This window comes from Streptomyces sp. ITFR-21 (assembly GCF_031844685.1).
GTDB lineage: Bacteria > Actinomycetota > Actinomycetes > Streptomycetales > Streptomycetaceae > Actinacidiphila.
The window spans coordinates 765,925-782,980 of record NZ_CP134605.1; the positions used below are offsets into that span (position 1 = coordinate 765,925).

Genomic DNA, 17,056 nt, shown 5'->3' on the forward strand with positions numbered 1-17,056 from the left:
GGCTATCGGTTCGCACCGACAGCGAGGGCGGGCACGACGGGGGTGTGTCCCGTCATGCCCGCCCTCGTACGGCGAAGGCCGGTGCGCGTCAGGCGTCGACCTTCTCCATGACCTCGTCCGAGACGTCGAAGTTGGCGAAGACGTTCTGCACGTCGTCGCTGTCCTCCAGCGCGTCGATCAGCTTGAAGATCTTCCGCGCGCCTTCCTCGTCCAGCTCGACCTGCATGGTGGGCAGGAAGTTCGCGTCGGCCGAGTCGTAGTCGATCCCGGCCTCCTGGAGGGCCTTGCGGACCGGCACCAGGTCGGTGGCCTCGCTGATCACCTCGTAGGACTCACCGAGGTCGTTGACCTCCTCGGCGCCCGCGTCCAGCACCGCGCCCAGGACGTCGTCCTCACCCAGCTCGCCCTTGGGGACGATGACGACGCCCTTGCGGTTGAACAGGTAGGACACCGAACCGGGGTCGGCCATCGAACCGCCGTTGCGGGTCATGGCGACCCGGACGTCGGAGGCGGCGCGGTTGCGGTTGTCGGTCAGGCACTCGATGAGGACCGCGACGCCGTTCGGCCCGTAGCCCTCGTACATGATCGTCTGGTAGTCCGCGCCGCCGGCCTCCTGGCCGGACCCGCGCTTGACCGCGCTGTCGATGTTCTTGTTCGGTACCGAGCTCTTCTTCGCCTTCTGGATGGCGTCGAAAAGCGTCGGGTTGCCGTCCGGGTCGGCGCCGCCGGTGCGGGCCGCGACCTCGATGTTCTTGATCAGCTTCGCGAAGAGCTTGCCGCGCTTGGCATCGATCACGGCCTTCTTGTGCTTGGTCGTAGCCCATTTAGAGTGGCCGGACATCCGACTGTCTCCTTCGCGTCACCCATTGCTGTTCTTTCGTCGCGCGGCCGATCCTACCGGGAGAGCGTCAGCCGGAAGCCCGCACCGTGTCCACGAAGAGTTCATGGACCCGGTGGTCCCCGGTCAGCTCGGGGTGGAACGAGGTCGCCAGGACGTTGTCCTGCCGGACGGCGACGATGTGGCCGCCGTGCTCGGCGAGCACCTCGGTGCCGGCGCCGACCGACTCCACCCAGGGGGCGCGGATGAAGACCCCCTCCACCGGGCCGCCGTCGACCCCCCGGACGTCGACGAACGCCTCGAAGGACTCGTTCTGCCGGCCGAAGGCGTTGCGGCGGACGATCATGTCGATGCCGCCGAAGGTCTCCTGTCCGGACCGGGGGTCGAGGATCTTGTCGGCGAGCATGATCAGACCGGCGCAGGTGCCGTAGACCGGGAGCCCGCCCCCGATGGCGGCGCGCAGCGGCTCGGTCAGGCCGAACAGCGCGGCCAGCTTGGAGATGGTGGTGGACTCGCCGCCGGGGATCACCAGGCCGTCCACCGCGGCGAGTTCCTCGGGCCGCCGGACCTGCGCGGTCGCGGCGCCGGCCGCGGCCAGCGCCGCCAGGTGCTCCCGTACGTCGCCCTGGAGGGCGAGGACGCCGATGGTGGGGGTGCTCGTCATGACGGGGTCACCAGCCGCGGCCGGCGTAGCGCTCGGTCTCCGGCAGGGTGTCGATGTTGATGCCGACCATGGCCTCGCCGAGGTTGCGGGAGGAGTCCGCGACCACCTTGGGGTCGTCGAAGAAGGTGGTGGCGCGGACGATGGCGGCGGCGCGCTTGGCCGGGTCGCCGGACTTGAAGATGCCGGAGCCGACGAAGACGCCCTCGGCGCCGAGCTGCCGCATCAGGGCGGCGTCGGCGGGGGTGGCCACACCGCCGGCCGAGAACAGCACGACCGGCAGCCTGCCCAGCTCGGCGACCTCCCTGACCAGTTCGTACGGGGCGCGCAGCTCCTTGGCCGCGGCGTACAGCTCGTTGTTGTCCAGGCCGCGCAGCCGGGAGATCTCGCCCTTGATCTGCCGCAGGTGGCGGACCGCCTCGACGACGTTGCCGGTGCCGGCCTCGCCCTTGGAGCGGATCATGGCCGCGCCCTCGGAGATCCGGCGCAGCGCCTCGCCGAGGTTGGTGGCGCCGCAGACGAAGGGGGTGGTGAAGGCCCACTTGTCGGAGTGGTTGACCTCGTCGGCGGGGGTGAGGACCTCGGACTCGTCGATGTAGTCGACGCCGAGCGCCTGCAGCACCTGGGCCTCGACGAAGTGGCCGATGCGGGACTTGGCCATCACCGGGATGGAGACGGCGCCGATGATGCCGTCGATCATGTCGGGGTCGGACATCCGGGCCACCCCGCCGTCCTTGCGGATGTCGGCGGGCACCCGCTCCAGGGCCATGACCGCGACCGCGCCGGCGTCCTCGGCGATCTTGGCCTGTTCCGGGGTGACGACGTCCATGATCACGCCGCCCTTGAGCTGCTCGGCCATACCGCGCTTCACACGTGCGGTGCCGGTCTCGGGGCTGGTGGCGGTGGACGGTGCGATGGACACGGTGGCCTCACTCCTGACGAAAGGTGGCTCTTACGGTCATCCTCCGGCGGCGGGGGGCGACCGGAAAGGGCCAATCCGCCGCGGGTGGCTCCCCGGCCGCCTCACAGCGCGCTCGCGCCGCCGTCGGTGGTGAGGGCGGCGGGCGGTTCGTCGTCCATCTCGAAGGCGAGCGGGAAGGGGGCGTGTCCGGCCAGGTGGAACCAGCGCACCACGCGGTGCTCGCGGACGGCGCGGGCGGCTCGGACCGCGTCGTTGTGGAACCGCCGGGCCATGGGCACCCGCCGTACGGCCTGGGTCAGTTCACCGATCGCGGCGGTGCCGCCGGGCGCCTCGCGTACCTCGGCGACCGCTTCCGTGTCGGGGAACACCGCCCGCAGCGCCTGGCTGAGCGCGCTCTCGGCCACTTCCCGCTGTTCGGCGTCGGCCTGCCGGGCCGCGTGCGCGGCTTCGTACAGCACGATCGAGGCGGCCGGGTCCAGTACGCCGGCGGTCGCCAACTCCTGTGCGACGGACGCCCGCCGCACCAGCTGCGCGTCGAGCGCGGCCCGCGCGGCGTCGATCCGCGCGTGCAGCCGGTCGAGCCGGCCGGCCGTCCAGCTCAGGTACAGCCCGATCGCGACGATCGCCAGCGCGACCCAGATGATGGTGCTCACGGGCCGCAAGGCTACCCCCGCCGTTGCCCGCCGCTCCTCCGGCGACCGCGCCGGACACCCGCCGGTGGCACGGCGGGCAACCGCGGCACGGCCGGTGGCCGGCCGCCCGCGGCCCGTCCCGCCACGGCCGCGCCCGGGGCCCTCACCTTCGGCCGGCGCGGTTCCGTCCTGGGTCCGCGGCGGGCAACCGGTGCGCCCGCGCGGCCGGTCAGTCCCTGGCGAGGCCGAAGCGGGCGCGGAAACCGGTGCGTTCGTCCGTGGCGACGCGGGCCGCGCCGTCGGTGACCGTCTCGTAGACGGCGAGGATGTCGGCGCCGACGACGGACCAGTCGAAGCGGCGGACGTGGGCGCTGCCCCGGGTACGCAGCCCGGCGCGCCGGTCCGGGTCGCCCAGCAGCCGGACCGCGGCGGCGGCCAGCGCGTCCGCGTCCTCGTTGGTGAACAGCTCGCCGGCCGCCCCCTGGTCGAGCACCTGGGCGAAGGCGTCGAGGTCGCTGGCCAGCACGGGCGCGCCCGCCGACATCGCCTCCACCAGGATGATCCCGAAGGACTCGCCCCCGGTGTTGGGCGCCACGTACAGGTCCACGCTGCGCAGCAGCCGCGCCTTGTCCTCGTCGGTGACCGTGCCGAGGAACTCCACCTGCCGCCTGGCCGCCGGCGGCAGCGCCTCCACCGCCTCCTGCTGGTCGCCGCGCCCGGCGACCAGCAGCCGCGTGCCGGGGCGTGCGGCGAGGATCTTCGGCAGTGCCCTCATCAGCACCGGCAGCCCCTTGCGCGGCTCGTCGATGCGCCCTATGAAGCCGATCGTGTCGCCCTGCCACTGGTCGCGCGGCTCGGCGCGGGCGAAGAAGTCGACGTCGACCCCGTTGGGGATGACCACCGCGTCGCCGCCCAGGTGTTCCACCAGGGTGCGCCGGGCGTACTCGCTGACCGCGATCCGGGCCCGGATCTTCTCCAGCGCGGGCTGCAGGATCGGGTACGCGGCGATCATCGCCCGCGACCGCGGGTTGGACGTGTGGAAGGTGGCCACGATCGGGCCCTGCGCGGCCCAGCAGGCGAGCAGGCCGAGGGAGGGCGAGGTCGGCTCGTGGATGTGCACGACGTCGAAGTTCCCGTCGTGCAGCCAGCGGCGTACCCGCGCGGCGGACAGGAAGCCGAAGTTCAGCCGGGCCACCGAGCCGTTGTACGGCACCGGCACCGCCCGGCCGGCGGAGACCGCGTACGGCGGCAGCGGCGTCTCGTCGTCGGCGGGGGCCAGTACGGACACCTCGTGCCCGAGCCGGATCAGGTGCTCGGCGAGGTCGCGGATGTGGAACTGGACACCTCCGGGGACGTCCCAGGAGTACGGGCAGACGATCCCGATCCTCACGGGCTCTCCGTTCCGGGGCGGTCGGCCGGGGAGGCGGGGGCGGAGTCGGCGGCGGGCCCGGCGGAGTCGGCGGAGTCGGCGGGCGGCGCGGGAGAGACGGCGGGCCCGGCCACGGGACCGGTGGCGCCGGCGACGTCGGCGGGCCGCGGCGGCAGGTCGGCGAGCCACAGCCGCTGCAGCATGTGCCAGTCCTGCGGGTGGCCGGCGATGCCGGAGGCGTACGCGTCGGCCAGCGCCTGCGTCATCACCCTGGTGCGGTACGGCCGGTCGCCGCCCTCGGGCACCGGGACCGGCGGGTGCACCCGGCCCTGCATGACGGGTGACGCGTCGTACCAGAGGGTGACCGGCAGCAGCAGCGCCCCGGTCTGCTGGGCGAGCATCGCCGGCCCGGCGGGCATCCGGGTCCGCTCGCCGAAGAAGTCGACCTCGACGCCGCCGGCCGACAGGTCGCGGTCGGCGACCAGGCAGACCAGGCCGCCGGCCCGCAGCCGCCGGGCCAGGGTGCCGAAGGCGGCGCCGCCGGTGTGCGGCAGCACCTCCATGCCGAGGCCCTCCCGGTAGGCGACGAACCGGTCGTAGAGCGTCTCGGGCCTGAGCCGCTCGGCGACGGTGGTGAACGGCGTCTCCAGCCTGGTGGTGACCCAGGCGCCCGCCAGGTCGTAGTTGCCCATGTGCGGCAGCGCCAGGACCACCCCGCGCCCGGCCGCCAGCCCGTCGGTCAGGTAGTGCACGTCGGCGGGGTCGAAGCCGCCGCGGATCCGCTCCTTGCTCCAGGCCGGCAGCCGGAAGGACTCCATCCAGTACCGCAGGTACGAGCGCATGCCCGCCCGGGACAGCTCCCGCAGCCCCTGCGGGCCCGCCTCCGGCACCACCCGGGCGAGGTTCGCCTCCAGACGCCGTACGCCCTCGCCGCGCCGCCGCCACGCCAGGTCGGCGACGGTCCGGCCGAGCGCCCGTGCGGCGGGTTCCGGCAGCGTCCTGACGGCGCCCCAGCCCAGTCCGTACAGCCCGTCGGTGAGGCGTTCCTTCACGCGCCGCTCCCGTGTTCTGCGACCTCGCGGGCCTGGGCGGCTTCCGCCTCGGCGGACTCCCGGCGGACCGTGACCACCCGCTGGACCAGGGTGATCAGGCTGCCCACCGCGACGACCCACAGGGCGATCGGCAGCAGCCACTGGATACCGGGCACGCCGAAGGTCCGGTGGAAGCCGGACAGGCCGCACAGCACCAGGGTGATCACCAGCCGCTCGGAGCGCTCCACCAGGCCGTTGACGTTGACGGGCAGGCCGATCGCCTCGCCGCGGGCCTTGGTGTAGGACACCACCTGGCCGCTGGCGAGGCAGAAGATGGACACCGCGCACAGCACCAGGTCGTTGCCGCCGCCCGCGTACCACAGGGCCAGGCCGCCGAAGACGGCTCCGTCGGCGACCCGGTCCAAGGTGGAGTCCAGGAAGGCCCCCCAGCGGCTGGAGCGGCCCATCTGGCGGGCCATGTTGCCGTCCACCAGGTCGGAGAAGACGAACAGCGTGATGACGACGGTGCCCCAGAAGAACTCGCCCCTGGGGTAGAAGGCCAGCGCGCCGGCGACGACTCCCGCGGTGCCGATCAGGGTCACCGCGTCGGGGCTGACCCCCTTGCGGATGAGAAAAGCGGCGAACGGCGTGAGAACACGCGTGAAGAACGCACGCGCGTACTTGTTCAGCATGGCCTTCCCGACGGGTCGGTGGATCGGAACATACGGAGCACAGGAAACACACAGGGACAAAACACGGGGACAGCGGCTGGAGCGGGGCGGTTGGTCGGGCCGCCGGAGGGCCATCGTAGCCAGCCCCGGAGCAGGTGACGCGTGTGGCATCGTCCCCGTCCCCCGCGGCCGCCTCCGAGCGCGGCGGCCCCGCGGTCGCGGCGGCGGGGACCGCGGCGGGGTCGGGGCCCGCGCGGACCGCCGCCCCGGCGGCACGTCTCCCGGACCTCCGGACCTCCGAGCCGCCGGGTTGCCGGTCGGTCGGTCGGCCGGCCGGGCAGGCTGAAAACCGTCCGTTGGGCGGCCGACCGGGCACGTACTGCCGTCCTTCCAGGGGCAATCGACCGCGCTCGGCCACCCGGCGGGGGTCGCGCCGCTAGTGTGGTGACTGCTCCGAACGTGTGATGTGACGGTCCGTGGGGAATGGGCCGGTGGGAGCCGTTGTGCTGCGCCGCGCCGTGCCGGGCGTCGCCGTACCGCGAGCGTGTTGTCCTGGTTGTGCTGGTGGGCGGTATCGGACCGGTTGGGGGCCGCGGTGACGAACGGGTTCGACTTCAGCCCGGGGGCGCAGGTCCCGCTGACCGGGATGGACGGCGAGACGGCCGCCACGCAGGCGCTCGCCTCCGTGGCGTACCGGGACGCCGCACCGGTCACCGCCCTGGTCGACATCCACGACGGCTCGGCCGTCTCCGCGCCCCGGCTGTCGCTGTTCGCGCCGACCCTCGGTGAGGCGTGGGCCCGCGCGGTGCAGAACCGGATGCTCGGCGCCGGCCGGGACCAGGTGGTGCAGTCCTTCGGTATCGAGCCGCAGACCGTCGTGCAGCACTGCCTGGCGGCCATCCGCATCCGCAAGGAGCGCGACACCCGGCTGACCGCCCTGATGTGCGGCTTCGGCCTGCTCTTCCTGCCCGGCGTGCTGCTCTGGCTGGGCGCCTTCCAGCTGCGCCGCTCGCTGGCCACCATGCGCGGCAACGGCAAGCGGGTGGGATCCATGGGCGGCCTGGTCATCGCGGTGGCGATCGGCTTCACGGTGCTGCTCGCCGTCCGGCCGCCGTTCACCGGTTTCTGGCGCGAGTACTTCCGGGTACTGATGATCGCGCCGGTCATCGGCTGGTACTGGGCCAAGCGCATCTGCGAGCGCACCGCGAGGGAGCTTCGCGAGGGCTGGGGCGCGCTGGCCAAGGGCAGCGGTATCGGGGCCAAGATCCCCAGCGCGGTGCCGCGCAGCCCCGACGAGGTGCGCGCCGAGACGCTGCGGCAGTCCTTCGCCCGGCTCGACGCCGAGCAGAGCAGCAACGTCGTGTTCTACGCGGGGCCGCGCGGCATACTCGGCATGGGCCAGCGCTGGGGCGTCTGGCAGATGGCGGAGCAGCTCAAACCGCGCAAGGACGTGGCCGACATCAACCCCTTCCGCAGCTGGGACGTGGTCCGCGCGATCCACGACCGTCTGCGGATGCTGGAGCGCACACCGCTGCACACCGGCGGCTTCTCCAAGCTGTCGGTACGCAACTGGGTGGTGATCCCGATCGGCGCCGGCGCCGGCTCGATCAGCCGCCCCAGCGGCTCGGAGGTCGACGGCTACACCGTCAAGGACGCCGAGATCCAGCGAATCTGCAACGAGCAGCAGTTCGGCAAGGGCAGCCGGCACTACCTGGGCATCCAGTTCGTCCTCTACGACGGCAATCTGGTGGTTACCTTCATGGTGACCGTCACGGTGCTGGGCGCGACCTTGCAGGCCGAGGTCAGCGGGTACGCGCTCGGGCCCATCCACGGGCTGTTCACCTCCGGGCCGCCCGGACTGGAGAAGAAGACGCCCAAGCCGATACGTGCCTGGGAGACCAAGACCGTCAAGCTGCCGCTGATCGACTCCGCGGAGGTGGTCCGGCTGGCCGCCCGCGCCCCGCTGACCTGGTTCCCCCACATACTGGACAACCTGGGCGGCAGCCTGAAGCTGCCCGAGCCGTTCGGCCTGCGGCACACCTGGGCCGGCCAGCCCTGGGACCACCGCTTCATGGCCGACGACGCGCTGCGCAGCGCCACCCCCGTGCTGCGGGCCGTGCACGACGCGGTCGTGCAGGTCATGGACGACAACGGCGTCGACACCACCGGCGTCGGCGGCGGACTCACCCCCGGCATGGACCCCAAGAAGGCCGACGCGTACGACGTCTGAGCCGCGGGGCCGCCCGGTCCCGCCGTGTGCTGCCGCCCCCCGCGCCCTCTCAGGGGGCGGCGGGCGGCCACCGGAACGGGGCCCGCACGGGCGGCTACGCCCGCCAGGCGTCGGCCAGGATCTTGCGGGTGTCGGCCAGCAGTTGCGGTAGCACCTTCGTATGGCCCACCACCGGCATGAAGTTCATGTCGCCGCCCCAACGCGGCACCACGTGCTGGTGCAGATGCGCGGCGATGCCGGCGCCCGCCACCGCGCCCTGGTTCATCCCGATGTTGAACCCGTGCGCGCCCGAGGCCGCGCGCAGCGCCGTCATCGCCTGCTTGGTCAGCTCGGCCAGCTCCGCCGTCTCGTCCGCGTCCAGGTCGGTGTAGTCGGCGACGTGCCGGTAGGGCACCACCATGAGGTGCCCGCTGTTGTACGGGTAGAGGTTGAGCACCGCGTACACGTGCCCGCCGCGCCGGATGATCAGCCCCTCCTCGTCCGACGTCGCCGGAATCGCGCAGAACGGGCAACCGTCCCCGGCACCCGGACCGGTGGGCTTGTTCTCGCCCTGGATGTACGCCAACCGGTGCGGGGTCCACAGCCGCTGGAACGCGTCCGGCTCCCCCACCCCGTTCTGGTGTTCCGGCTCACTCGTCATGCCGATCAGCATAGGACTTCACCCCCCGCGAGCGTGTCGGCGGCCCTGTCCGGCGACCGCGACCGCGATCCTGGGCGGATGGACGCCGACCGGCGCCTGTCCCGCTGGGAGGCCCGCGCCGAGCTCCCACTGTTCGCGGTCTCCCTGCTGTAGCTGGGCTCCCACACACTCCAGGTGCTGGCCCGCGGCCTGCCACCGGCCGCCGTGGACCTGGCTCCTGCCGTCACGTACGGGTCCTGGGCGCTCTTCACCGCCGACTACGCGGTCCGCTGGCGGCTGGGCGGCCCGCGGCGGTTCCTGGCGTACGTGCGCCGCCATCCGCTCGACACGGTGGTCCTGGCACTGCCGCTGCTGCGGCCGTTGCGGGTCATCCGCCTCTACGACGCGGTGCAGCAGCGCCGCGACGAGCCCCGGCTGAGCCTGTACGGCCGCGTCATCGCCTACGCCGGTACGACCGCGGTGCTGCTCGGCTTCGTCGCCGCGCTGGCGGTCTACCAGCAGGAGCGCGGCGCCCCGGGGGCCACCATCCGCACCTTCGGCGACTCGGTCTGGTGGGCGTGCTCGACGCTCACCACGGTCGGCTACGGCGACGTCACCCCGGTGACCCCGCTCGGCCGGGTCGTCGCCGCCGGTCTGATGGTCTGCGGCCTGGCCCTGCTGGGCGCGGTGGCCGGGGCGTTCTCCTCCTGGCTGATCCAGACGTTCGCCAGGGGCGACGAGCAGCTGCCCCCGGCGCGCTGAGCGGACAGCGCGCCGGGGGCCTCCCTCGGCCGTACCGACCGGCGGGTCAGACCTGGACGCGCCGCTCCACCACGTCCACCAGCTTCGCCAGCGCCAGGTCGCGGGGGATCCCGTTCTCCTGCGAGCCGTCGCGGTAGCGGAAGGACACCGTGCCGTTGGACATGTCCTCGTCGCCGACGATGACCATGAACGGCACCCGCTGCTTCTGGTGGTTCCTGATCTTCTTCTGCATCCGGTCCGAGGCGGCGTCCACCTCGACCCGCAGGCCCTTGCGCTTCGCCTCCTCGGCGAACTCCCGCAGGTAGGGCACATGCGCGTCCCCGACCGGGATGCCGACCGCCTGGACGGGCGCGAGCCAGGCCGGAAAGGCGCCCGCGTAGTGCTCCAGCAGTACCGCGAAGAACCGCTCGATGGAGCCGAAGAGCGCCCGGTGGATCATCACCGGCTGCTGCCGGGAGCCGTCGGCCGCGGTGTACTCCAGGTGGAAGCGGGCCGGCTGCTGGAAGTCCACCTGGATCGTGGACATCTGCCAGGTCCGGCCGATCGCGTCCTTGGCCTGCACGGAGATCTTCGGCCCGTAGAAGGCCGCGCCGCCCGGGTCCATGACCAGTTCCAGGCCCTGCTTCCCGGCCGCCTGCCGCAGCTGCTCGGTGGCCTCGGCCCACTCCTCGTCGCCGCCGATGAACTTGTCCGAGTCGCCCCGGGTCGACAGCTCCAGGTAGAAGTCGCTGAGCCCGTAGTCCCGCAGCAGGTTCAGCACGAAGGTGAGCAGCGAGTCCAGTTCGTCGGGCACCTGCTCCTTGGTGCAGTAGATGTGCGAGTCGTCCTGGGTGAAGCCGCGGGCCCGGGTCAGGCCGTGTACCACGCCGGACTTCTCGAACCGGTAGACCGTGCCGAACTCGAAGAGCCGCAGCGGCAGTTCCCGGTACGAGCGGCCGCGCGCGTCGAAGATCAGGTTGTGCATCGGGCAGTTCATGGCCTTGAGGTAGTAGTCCTGCCCCTCGAACTCCATGGGGGGGAACATGCCCTCGGCGTAGTGCGGCAGGTGGCCGGAGGTCTCGAAGAGCTTGGCCTTGGTGATGTGCGGGGTGTTGACGAACTCGTAGCCGGCCTCTTCGTGGCGGCGCCGCGAGTACGCCTCCATCTCCTTGCGGATCACCCCGCCCTTGGGGTGGAAGACGGCCAGGCCCGAGCCCAGCTCGTCCGGGAAGGAGAACAGGTCCAGTTCGGCGCCGAGCTTGCGGTGGTCGCGCTTCTCGGCCTCGGTGAGGAAGTCCAGGTGGGCCTTGAGCTCGTCCCTGGTCGGCCAGGCGGTGCCGTAGATCCGCTGGAGCTGCGGGTTGCGCTCGCTGCCGCGCCAGTAGGCGGCGGCGTTGCGCATCAGCTTGAACGCCGGGATGGCGCGGGTGCTGGGCAGGTGCGGGCCGCGGCAGAGGTCCTTCCAGCACAGGTCGCCGGTCTTGGGGTCGAGGTTGTCGTAGATGGTCAGCTCGCCGCCGCCCACCTCGACGTCGGCGCCGTCCTCGGATCCGGCGGAGGAGCCCTTGATGCCGATGAGTTCCAGCTTGTACGGCTCGGCGGCCAGTTCGGCGCGGGCCTCGTCGTCGGTGACCACCCGGCGGGCGAAGCGCTGCCCCTGCTTCTGGATCTCCTGCATGCGCTTCTCGACGGCCTTGAGGTCCTCGGGGGTGAACGGCTTCTCGACGTCGAAGTCGTAGTAGAAGCCGTCCTTGATCGGCGGGCCGATGCCGAGCTTCGCCTCGGGGAAGACGTCCTGCACGGCCTGCGCCATGACGTGCGCGGTGGAGTGCCGCAGGATGTTGAGGCCGTCCTGGCTGGTGATGTCCACCGGCTCGACCTCGTCGCCGTCGACCGGCCGGTAGGTGAGGTCCTTCAGCTCGCCGCCGACGCGGGCGGCCACCACGGAGCGCTCACCGGGGAACAGGTCGGCCGCGGTCGTGCCCGTCGTGACCACTCGCTCTTCCGGTTCGGCGGAATCACGTTTGATGATCACACGGAGGTCTGACACCGGTCTGCTCCTGACATGGATGATGCGTGACGGCTGGCCCGGCGGTCGCGGTGACCGCCTGCGTGAATCGTACCGAGCCAGGCAAGCCATATGTGTCACGGCCGGTGGCGGACGGTGGCACGGGACGGGCGCCGGGCCGGTGTCCGGCGGACGCGGGCCGGCCGGGGCCCCGCGTGGGCGGGGTCCCGGTCGGCGTAGGTCGGGCCGTCGGGGGGACGGCCCTCAGTGGTCGCGGGCGGTCGGCTACACGGTGACCGGCGGGGCGAAGTCCGCGGCGTCGGGGACGCCGTCGCCGCTGATCTGCACGGAGACGCTGTGCACGGTCACCTGGCCGCCGCCGTCGCGCAGCCGGAAGCGGGTCTGTCGGTTCTGGTGGAAGATCGCATTCACGATCTCCCGCAGATCACAGGACCCCGGATTCCCCGTCGCCGATCGCGCCATCCGGTCCTGCTTCCAGGCCCTGATCATCGGCGCGATCAACGCCCACTGCTGATCAGATAAATCGCCCGGATACGCCCGTCCAGCCATGTGACTGGACGTCCTATCAGGCGGGAAGTTCGGTGATGCTGAGGGCGAAGTCCGGGTTTCCCACACCGTTGTTGGTCAAGGCCACCGTGAGCAGGCCTGCTCCTTCCAGCCAGTGGGCCATCTTGAGGTTGCCGGTGTCCAGCGGGCGCAGTCCCATGCTCTTGACGAACGTCTCCACGCGGGCCTTGGCCTGTGCGTCGTCACCGGCGATGAAGATGTCGGGCCGACCCTTCTCCAGGACATGCCGGAAGACGGTGTTGAACGCCTTCACCACGCTGGCGTCGGCCGGGGCGACCTTGGCGACTTCCTGCGCGATCGAGGTCTCCTCGCGGTGGGCCAGCCCGTCGAACGTGGGATTGAAGGGATTGCTGATGTCGACGATGACCTTGCCCGCCAGAGCCTCTCCGTACTGGGCGACGACCGGCACGACGCCGTCGTACAGCAGGGCTACGATGACGATGTCCCCGGCCGGGGCGGTCCCCCACTCTCCCGCCGTGCCGCCGCCGAGAGTCCTGGCCAGGTCGGCGGCCCTGGCCTGATCGCGGCCCATGACCTCGACGGTGTTGCCGCCGGCTATCGCCCGTACGCCGATGGTGCGGGCCATGTTCCCGGTGCCGATGATGCTGATGTTGCTCATGAGATGTCCTGCCCTGGTGGTGTGCTGTTCGGCTCAGATGGCGGTGGTGCCGCCGTCGGCGACGAGTTCCATGCCGTTGACGTAGCTGGAGTCGTCGGAGGCCAGGAAGAGGGCGGCGGTGGCGATCTCGTCGGGGCTGCCCATCTGGCCGCGCGGGATGAGGGACTCGAACTGACGCTTGGTGGCCTCGTCGAAGAGTTCTGCCTGCTTGGCGGTGGCGACCTGGCCGGGGGTCAGCACGTTGACGCGGATGCGGCGGTCCTTGAGCTCGTTGAGCCAGACGCGGGCCCATGCCTGCTGGACGGCTTTGCTGCCGGCGTAGACGCTCCAGCCGGGGAAGGCGCCCAGCGAGGCGTTGGAGCCGGTCATGAGGATGGAGCCGCCGTCGTTGAACAGCGGGAGGGCCTTCTGGACGGTGAACAGGGTGCCGCGGGCATTGAGCCCGAACCAGGTGTCGAACTGGGCCCCGGTGATCTCGCCGAGCAGAGCGGGCTCACCCCCGCCGGCGCTGGCCCACAGCACGTCCAGGCTCCCCTTCTCACGCTTGACGGTGTCATACAGGCGGTCCAGGTCCTCCAGATCGGCGGCGTCGCCCTGGACACCGGTGACGTTGCGCCCGATCTGCGCCACGGCCTCGTCCAGGGCGTCCTGGCTGCGGCCGGTGATGAAGACGTGCGCCCCCTCCTCGACGAACAGCTTCGCGCCGGCCAGTGCCATGCCGCTGGTGCCGCCGGTGATGACCGCCACCTTGCCGTCCAGCTTTCCCATGAGTCGCTCCCTTAGGTCAGTGGTGCCGTGCGCACCTGGGGAGACGCCATTATGTACACCGTCTCGTATACCTAATGTACGGGGACGGCGGCCAGGGCGCAAACTAAGTACACCGGTCGTTACCAAGTCGAGGTAGCATGGCAGCATGACGGAGTTGGAGAAGGGCCCCACAGGCAGCCGCCGCGGCCGAGGCGCCCGCGAACGCATCCTCAGCGCGTCCCAGGAGCTGTTCCGCGAGCAGGGCATCAACCGCACCGGCATGGACCAGCTCTGCGCGGCGGCCCAGGTGTCCAAGCGCACGGCCTACCAGCACTTCGCCGGCAAGGACGAACTCGTCGCCGAGTACCTGCGCCGGTTCGACCCCTCCGTCCTGTCAGACGTGTTCGACCGCACCGACCTCACACCCCGCGAACGGCTCCTCGCCGCCTTCGACATCCCCGCCACCACCCCGCTGTGCCCCTACATCGCCGCCGCCGTCGAACTCCACGACCCCCAGCACCCCGCGTCCCAGCACGCACGCGACTACAAGAAGGCCGTTGCCGCACGGCTCGCCGACACCGCCCGCGAAGCCGGCGCCGCCGACCCCGAACAGCTCGGCGAACAGCTCGCGCTGCTCATCGACGGCGCCGCGGCACGCACCCGGGTCCTCAACGCCGACGCCTTCCCCACCGCCGCCGCCATCGCCGCCGCCCTCATCGACAACGCCATCCCCACCACACCAGGCGACGACCGGCGCTAGGCAACAGGCACAAACTGACGCGGCCGGACCGCAGGTCACCTCGGTGGCGCCGTTTGACTGACGCAGACGTGGACGAAGCCGAGCGCTTGTACGCACAGGGTCTGTCATTGGCTCGCGTCGCCGAACGTTTGGAACTCAGTGACGGCACAGTGCGCTACCGGCTGATGAAGCGGGGCGTACAGATGCGGGACACGCACGGGCGGCAGCACTGAGGCGCTCTGCCTTGCCGTGGTTCCGGCGAGCAGCATTTTTTCGGCAACGTAAAGCAAATCTTACGCTTGCCGTCACATAATGATAACCCGTCAATTTATTCGAAGGAAGGCTTGCATAAGTGAACAGCAACTAGAGGTACAATCTGACGTGCCGTCGGTAGTGCCACCGGCGGAAGAAGGCGAGTAAGTCGTTGTCTTTGCTGTGCGCATAGACCCAGGCCATCGCGCACAGATTGAGGGGCTGCGAGGCATAACCGGTCAGACGGTGAACGAAGTTGGCGTCGAGGCTCTTGACGGCTGGATAGCGGCTGAGCTTGGAGACCCAGAAGTCGGACAGAAATCCTTAGCCGAGTTAGACGCCGAGGAACAACGACTCAGGGCCCGTCGTGCCACCGTCGCAGGCATCCTAGGACAGCAGGCGGCCACACAAGCAGAAGAGCCCGGAAGCTCGCCGAAAAAAGACGGCGCACCTCGTGCCGGTCGCGGAAAGGCGCAACCCGGATCGTAAACTGAACAGTGCCCCATCCAACCGAACGGGGCACTGTTCATGCCAGGTACGCGTAACTACGCGTCCCCGAAGCTACCAGACACGACATCACGCACGAACGCTGCCCATGCGTCCTGGGAAAATACCAGCGCCGGGCCGGTCGGGTTCTTGCTGTCACGCGTAGCGATCTGGTCGCCATGCGACGTTATTTCCAGGCAAGCCGCATTCTCCGAACCGCTATAGGAGGACTTGCGCCAGTTAGGAAGCACCGACGCATCAAGCATGGGGAGAGCGGTCACTTGGCGTACCCCTTCAAATAGTGGCGGATAAGGTCAAGTGATTCATCTGTCGTGAGAGCCTGGGAGCGCGCCATGTCGAAGCGCTGGATGAGTGACAGCACTCCCTTCGGGGATTCTACACCGGTGCCAGAGTCGAAGCTCTCGACCAGCGCGACCGTGCTGCCATCCCGCAGGGTCAGCAGGGTCAAGCTGCCGCCCATCATCGGATGGAAGCCCCGCGAAAAAGGCAGGACTTGCAGCGTGATGTTTTGGCGCTCCGCCATCTGAATCAAATGCTCGATCTGCCGGGCCATAACTTCTTTACTGGTACTACCTCGCAGTAGAGCGACCTCGTCCATGATCGCCCAGTACAGCGGCGGCTCCTCTCGCTCGAAGATGCCAGCACGGTTCTTTCGCACTACAACACGCGCGTCCAACTCTGGCAGATTCTCACTAGGAAGCCCGAGCTTGAATGACTCACGTACGTATTCCTCGGTCTGGAGCAGTCCTGGAACAAGGCTGCTTGTGAAGACCTGGATGCGGATTGCTTCGCTCTCCTTGGCGACGATCTTTCGACTGTAGTCAGCGATGAGACCATCCTGCGCCAGAGCCAGCAGTTCAACGAACAGTCCATCCGTATGGAAGTACGTGTCGAATGCTTCGGCTAATGCTCCGGATGGCAACTGATCGCCGCGTTCCACTCGGCTGATGTAGGTATGCGGGTACCCTACAGCGCTCGCCAGTCCCCGCTGCGAAAGCTGAGCCTTCTCACGCAAGCGGCGAAGGCGACGGCCGAGCATGGCTCGCGGTGTCGCTGAACTGTCCTCTTCATGAAGTTCCATTGCTCGAACATACCTTCAACTAGGTGTCCACAGGCGGGCTTTAGTTACAGGCCAAGCATGGTAGGAGGCAGGCCCCTTCGGCAAGTCTGGAATTTCCAGTAATGGCCACTCCAAGGAGGCCCAGCCCCATGGCCCCGGCAAATGCCAGCCCTACCCCGACTCGCCCCCTCGGCACCTTCCCCCTGCGCGGTGTCGTCCCGTACATCACCGCCTGGTCGTCAGAAGAGACACTGCGGACCACGCTCACTGCGCACCGAAACCGCCTCGGCTACGAGGGCGAACACCCCCTCGACCGCGACAAGTTCGGCATCCTGTGGCGTCGTATCGGGATCAGCCCCGGCGTGGGCACGCCCGAGTACGGAGCGGTGCACAGCCTGCGCCAACGGCGCACCATGCTGCGCACCTTGTGCCAAGTCTGCGGTGGTCCGGCCGACCAGACCCGTGACGGCGTGCTGTGGCTCATGGGTCGCGCCGAGTACGAACGTGCGCCATGGCCGGCCCCGATTGAATCGCCGCACCCGCCCGTCTGCTTGAACTGTGCCGTGCAGGCGATCAGGCTGTGCCCGCACCTGCGCGACCACTACATCGCCGTGCGCGTCCGGCGCTTCCACCTGTCCGGGGTGTACGGCGCGCTCTACGTTCCGACGCTCCCGGAGCCCCGGGCCACCACGGTGGAAACGCTCGCCCTGAGCGACCGCCGGACGGCCTGGCTCCAGGCCAGCCAGTTCATCATGCGGCTCGTTGACTACCGCGTCGTTGACCTCGACGCCGAGGCCGCCGCGCAGGGCAAGGAGCGCTGAC

19 protein-coding genes are annotated in these 17,056 nt (G+C 70.2%); 5 read left to right on the plus strand and 14 right to left on the minus strand.

All coding sequences use genetic code 11. The features are described 5' to 3' along the window. Window positions 1-88: 88 nt before the first annotated feature. The 7 genes from RLT57_RS03350 to pgsA all read right to left on the minus strand — a co-directional run bounded on the left by RLT57_RS03350 (window position 89) and on the right by pgsA (window position 6,145). Complete coding sequence (locus RLT57_RS03350; RefSeq protein WP_311295870.1) at window positions 89-841, minus strand: YebC/PmpR family DNA-binding transcriptional regulator; 753 nt, start codon at window positions 839-841, stop codon at window positions 89-91. Between the two features lie 67 nt (window positions 842-908). Further along, window positions 909-1,502 (minus strand): pyridoxal 5'-phosphate synthase glutaminase subunit PdxT, encoded by a 594-nt coding sequence (gene pdxT, locus RLT57_RS03355; protein WP_311295871.1) that lies wholly within the window; start codon window positions 1,500-1,502, stop codon window positions 909-911. 7 nt (window positions 1,503-1,509) lie between these two features. After that, a complete protein-coding gene (gene pdxS, locus RLT57_RS03360; protein WP_311295872.1) occupies window positions 1,510-2,421 on the minus strand; it encodes a pyridoxal 5'-phosphate synthase lyase subunit PdxS in 912 nt (303 codons plus the stop codon). 101 nt (window positions 2,422-2,522) lie between these two features. Next, window positions 2,523-3,074, minus strand: a complete 552-nt coding sequence (locus RLT57_RS03365) for a hypothetical protein (protein WP_399127955.1) — start codon at window positions 3,072-3,074, stop codon at window positions 2,523-2,525. A 208-nt stretch (window positions 3,075-3,282) separates the two neighbouring features. Further along, window positions 3,283-4,443 carry a glycosyltransferase family 4 protein gene (locus tag RLT57_RS03370; RefSeq protein WP_311295874.1) on the minus strand — a complete coding sequence of 387 codons (1,161 nt, stop codon included), beginning with the start codon at window positions 4,441-4,443 and terminating at the stop codon, window positions 3,283-3,285. Next, window positions 4,440-5,474: a phosphatidylinositol mannoside acyltransferase gene (locus RLT57_RS03375; protein ID WP_311295875.1), complete on the minus strand. Its 1,035-nt coding sequence runs from the start codon at window positions 5,472-5,474 to the stop codon at window positions 4,440-4,442. The genes RLT57_RS03370 and RLT57_RS03375 overlap by 4 nt, the downstream gene beginning before the upstream one ends. Then, window positions 5,471-6,145 carry a phosphatidylinositol phosphate synthase gene (pgsA, locus tag RLT57_RS03380; RefSeq protein ID WP_311295876.1) on the minus strand — a complete coding sequence of 225 codons (675 nt, stop codon included), beginning with the start codon at window positions 6,143-6,145 and terminating at the stop codon, window positions 5,471-5,473. The genes RLT57_RS03375 and pgsA overlap by 4 nt, the downstream gene beginning before the upstream one ends. A 574-nt stretch (window positions 6,146-6,719) precedes the next feature. Between pgsA and RLT57_RS03385 the strand changes: the two genes are divergently transcribed. Beyond that, the gene (locus RLT57_RS03385) at window positions 6,720-8,354 is read left to right on the plus strand and encodes a hypothetical protein (RefSeq protein ID WP_311295877.1); all 1,635 of its coding nucleotides are present in this window, start codon (window positions 6,720-6,722) and stop codon (window positions 8,352-8,354) included. Window positions 8,355-8,448: 94 nt separating this feature from the next. Here the strand turns inward: RLT57_RS03385 and RLT57_RS03390 are convergent, their stop codons facing one another. Continuing rightward, window positions 8,449-9,006: an HIT family protein gene (locus RLT57_RS03390; RefSeq protein ID WP_311295878.1), complete on the minus strand. Its 558-nt coding sequence runs from the start codon at window positions 9,004-9,006 to the stop codon at window positions 8,449-8,451. A 162-nt stretch (window positions 9,007-9,168) separates the two neighbouring features. Here RLT57_RS03390 and RLT57_RS03395 point away from each other — a divergent pair, with 162 nt between their 5' ends. After that, complete coding sequence (locus RLT57_RS03395; protein ID WP_311295879.1) at window positions 9,169-9,735, plus strand: potassium channel family protein; 567 nt, start codon at window positions 9,169-9,171, stop codon at window positions 9,733-9,735. Between the two features lie 46 nt (window positions 9,736-9,781). On the opposite strand, the gene thrS is transcribed toward RLT57_RS03395, so the two are convergent. From thrS to RLT57_RS03415, 4 genes are all read right to left on the minus strand, one after another. After that, window positions 9,782-11,764, minus strand: coding sequence for a threonine--tRNA ligase (gene thrS / locus RLT57_RS03400; protein ID WP_311295880.1), 1,983 nt, complete (start codon window positions 11,762-11,764; stop codon window positions 9,782-9,784). 243 nt (window positions 11,765-12,007) lie between these two features. Further along, window positions 12,008-12,292 carry a transposase gene (locus RLT57_RS33675; RefSeq protein WP_432759749.1) on the minus strand — a complete coding sequence of 95 codons (285 nt, stop codon included), beginning with the start codon at window positions 12,290-12,292 and terminating at the stop codon, window positions 12,008-12,010. Window positions 12,293-12,308: 16 nt separating this feature from the next. After that, a complete protein-coding gene (locus RLT57_RS03410) occupies window positions 12,309-12,929 on the minus strand; it encodes an NADPH-dependent F420 reductase (RefSeq protein ID WP_311295881.1) in 621 nt (206 codons plus the stop codon). A gap of 33 nt (window positions 12,930-12,962) precedes the next feature. Next, complete coding sequence (locus RLT57_RS03415; RefSeq protein ID WP_311295882.1) at window positions 12,963-13,697, minus strand: SDR family NAD(P)-dependent oxidoreductase; 735 nt, start codon at window positions 13,695-13,697, stop codon at window positions 12,963-12,965. Between the two features lie 145 nt (window positions 13,698-13,842). Between RLT57_RS03415 and RLT57_RS03420 the strand changes: the two genes are divergently transcribed. Both RLT57_RS03420 and RLT57_RS03425 read left to right on the plus strand, forming a co-directional pair. Then, the gene (locus RLT57_RS03420; RefSeq protein WP_311295883.1) at window positions 13,843-14,436 is read left to right on the plus strand and encodes a TetR/AcrR family transcriptional regulator; all 594 of its coding nucleotides are present in this window, start codon (window positions 13,843-13,845) and stop codon (window positions 14,434-14,436) included. Window positions 14,437-14,504: 68 nt separating this feature from the next. Further along, a complete protein-coding gene (locus tag RLT57_RS03425) occupies window positions 14,505-14,648 on the plus strand; it encodes a hypothetical protein (RefSeq protein WP_399127959.1) in 144 nt (47 codons plus the stop codon). Between the two features lie 564 nt (window positions 14,649-15,212). Here RLT57_RS03425 and RLT57_RS03430 read toward each other — a convergent pair. Beyond that, window positions 15,213-15,434, minus strand: a complete 222-nt coding sequence (locus RLT57_RS03430; protein ID WP_311295885.1) for a DUF397 domain-containing protein — start codon at window positions 15,432-15,434, stop codon at window positions 15,213-15,215. Next, the gene (locus RLT57_RS03435; RefSeq protein WP_311295886.1) at window positions 15,431-16,255 is read right to left on the minus strand and encodes a helix-turn-helix domain-containing protein; all 825 of its coding nucleotides are present in this window, start codon (window positions 16,253-16,255) and stop codon (window positions 15,431-15,433) included. Before RLT57_RS03435 ends, RLT57_RS03430 begins: the two co-directional genes overlap by 4 nt. 128 nt (window positions 16,256-16,383) lie before the next feature. On the opposite strand from RLT57_RS03435, the gene RLT57_RS03440 reads away from it, so the two are divergent. Then, the gene (locus RLT57_RS03440; protein ID WP_311295887.1) at window positions 16,384-17,055 is read left to right on the plus strand and encodes a hypothetical protein; all 672 of its coding nucleotides are present in this window, start codon (window positions 16,384-16,386) and stop codon (window positions 17,053-17,055) included. The last annotated feature ends 1 nt before the right edge of the window (window position 17,056 follow it).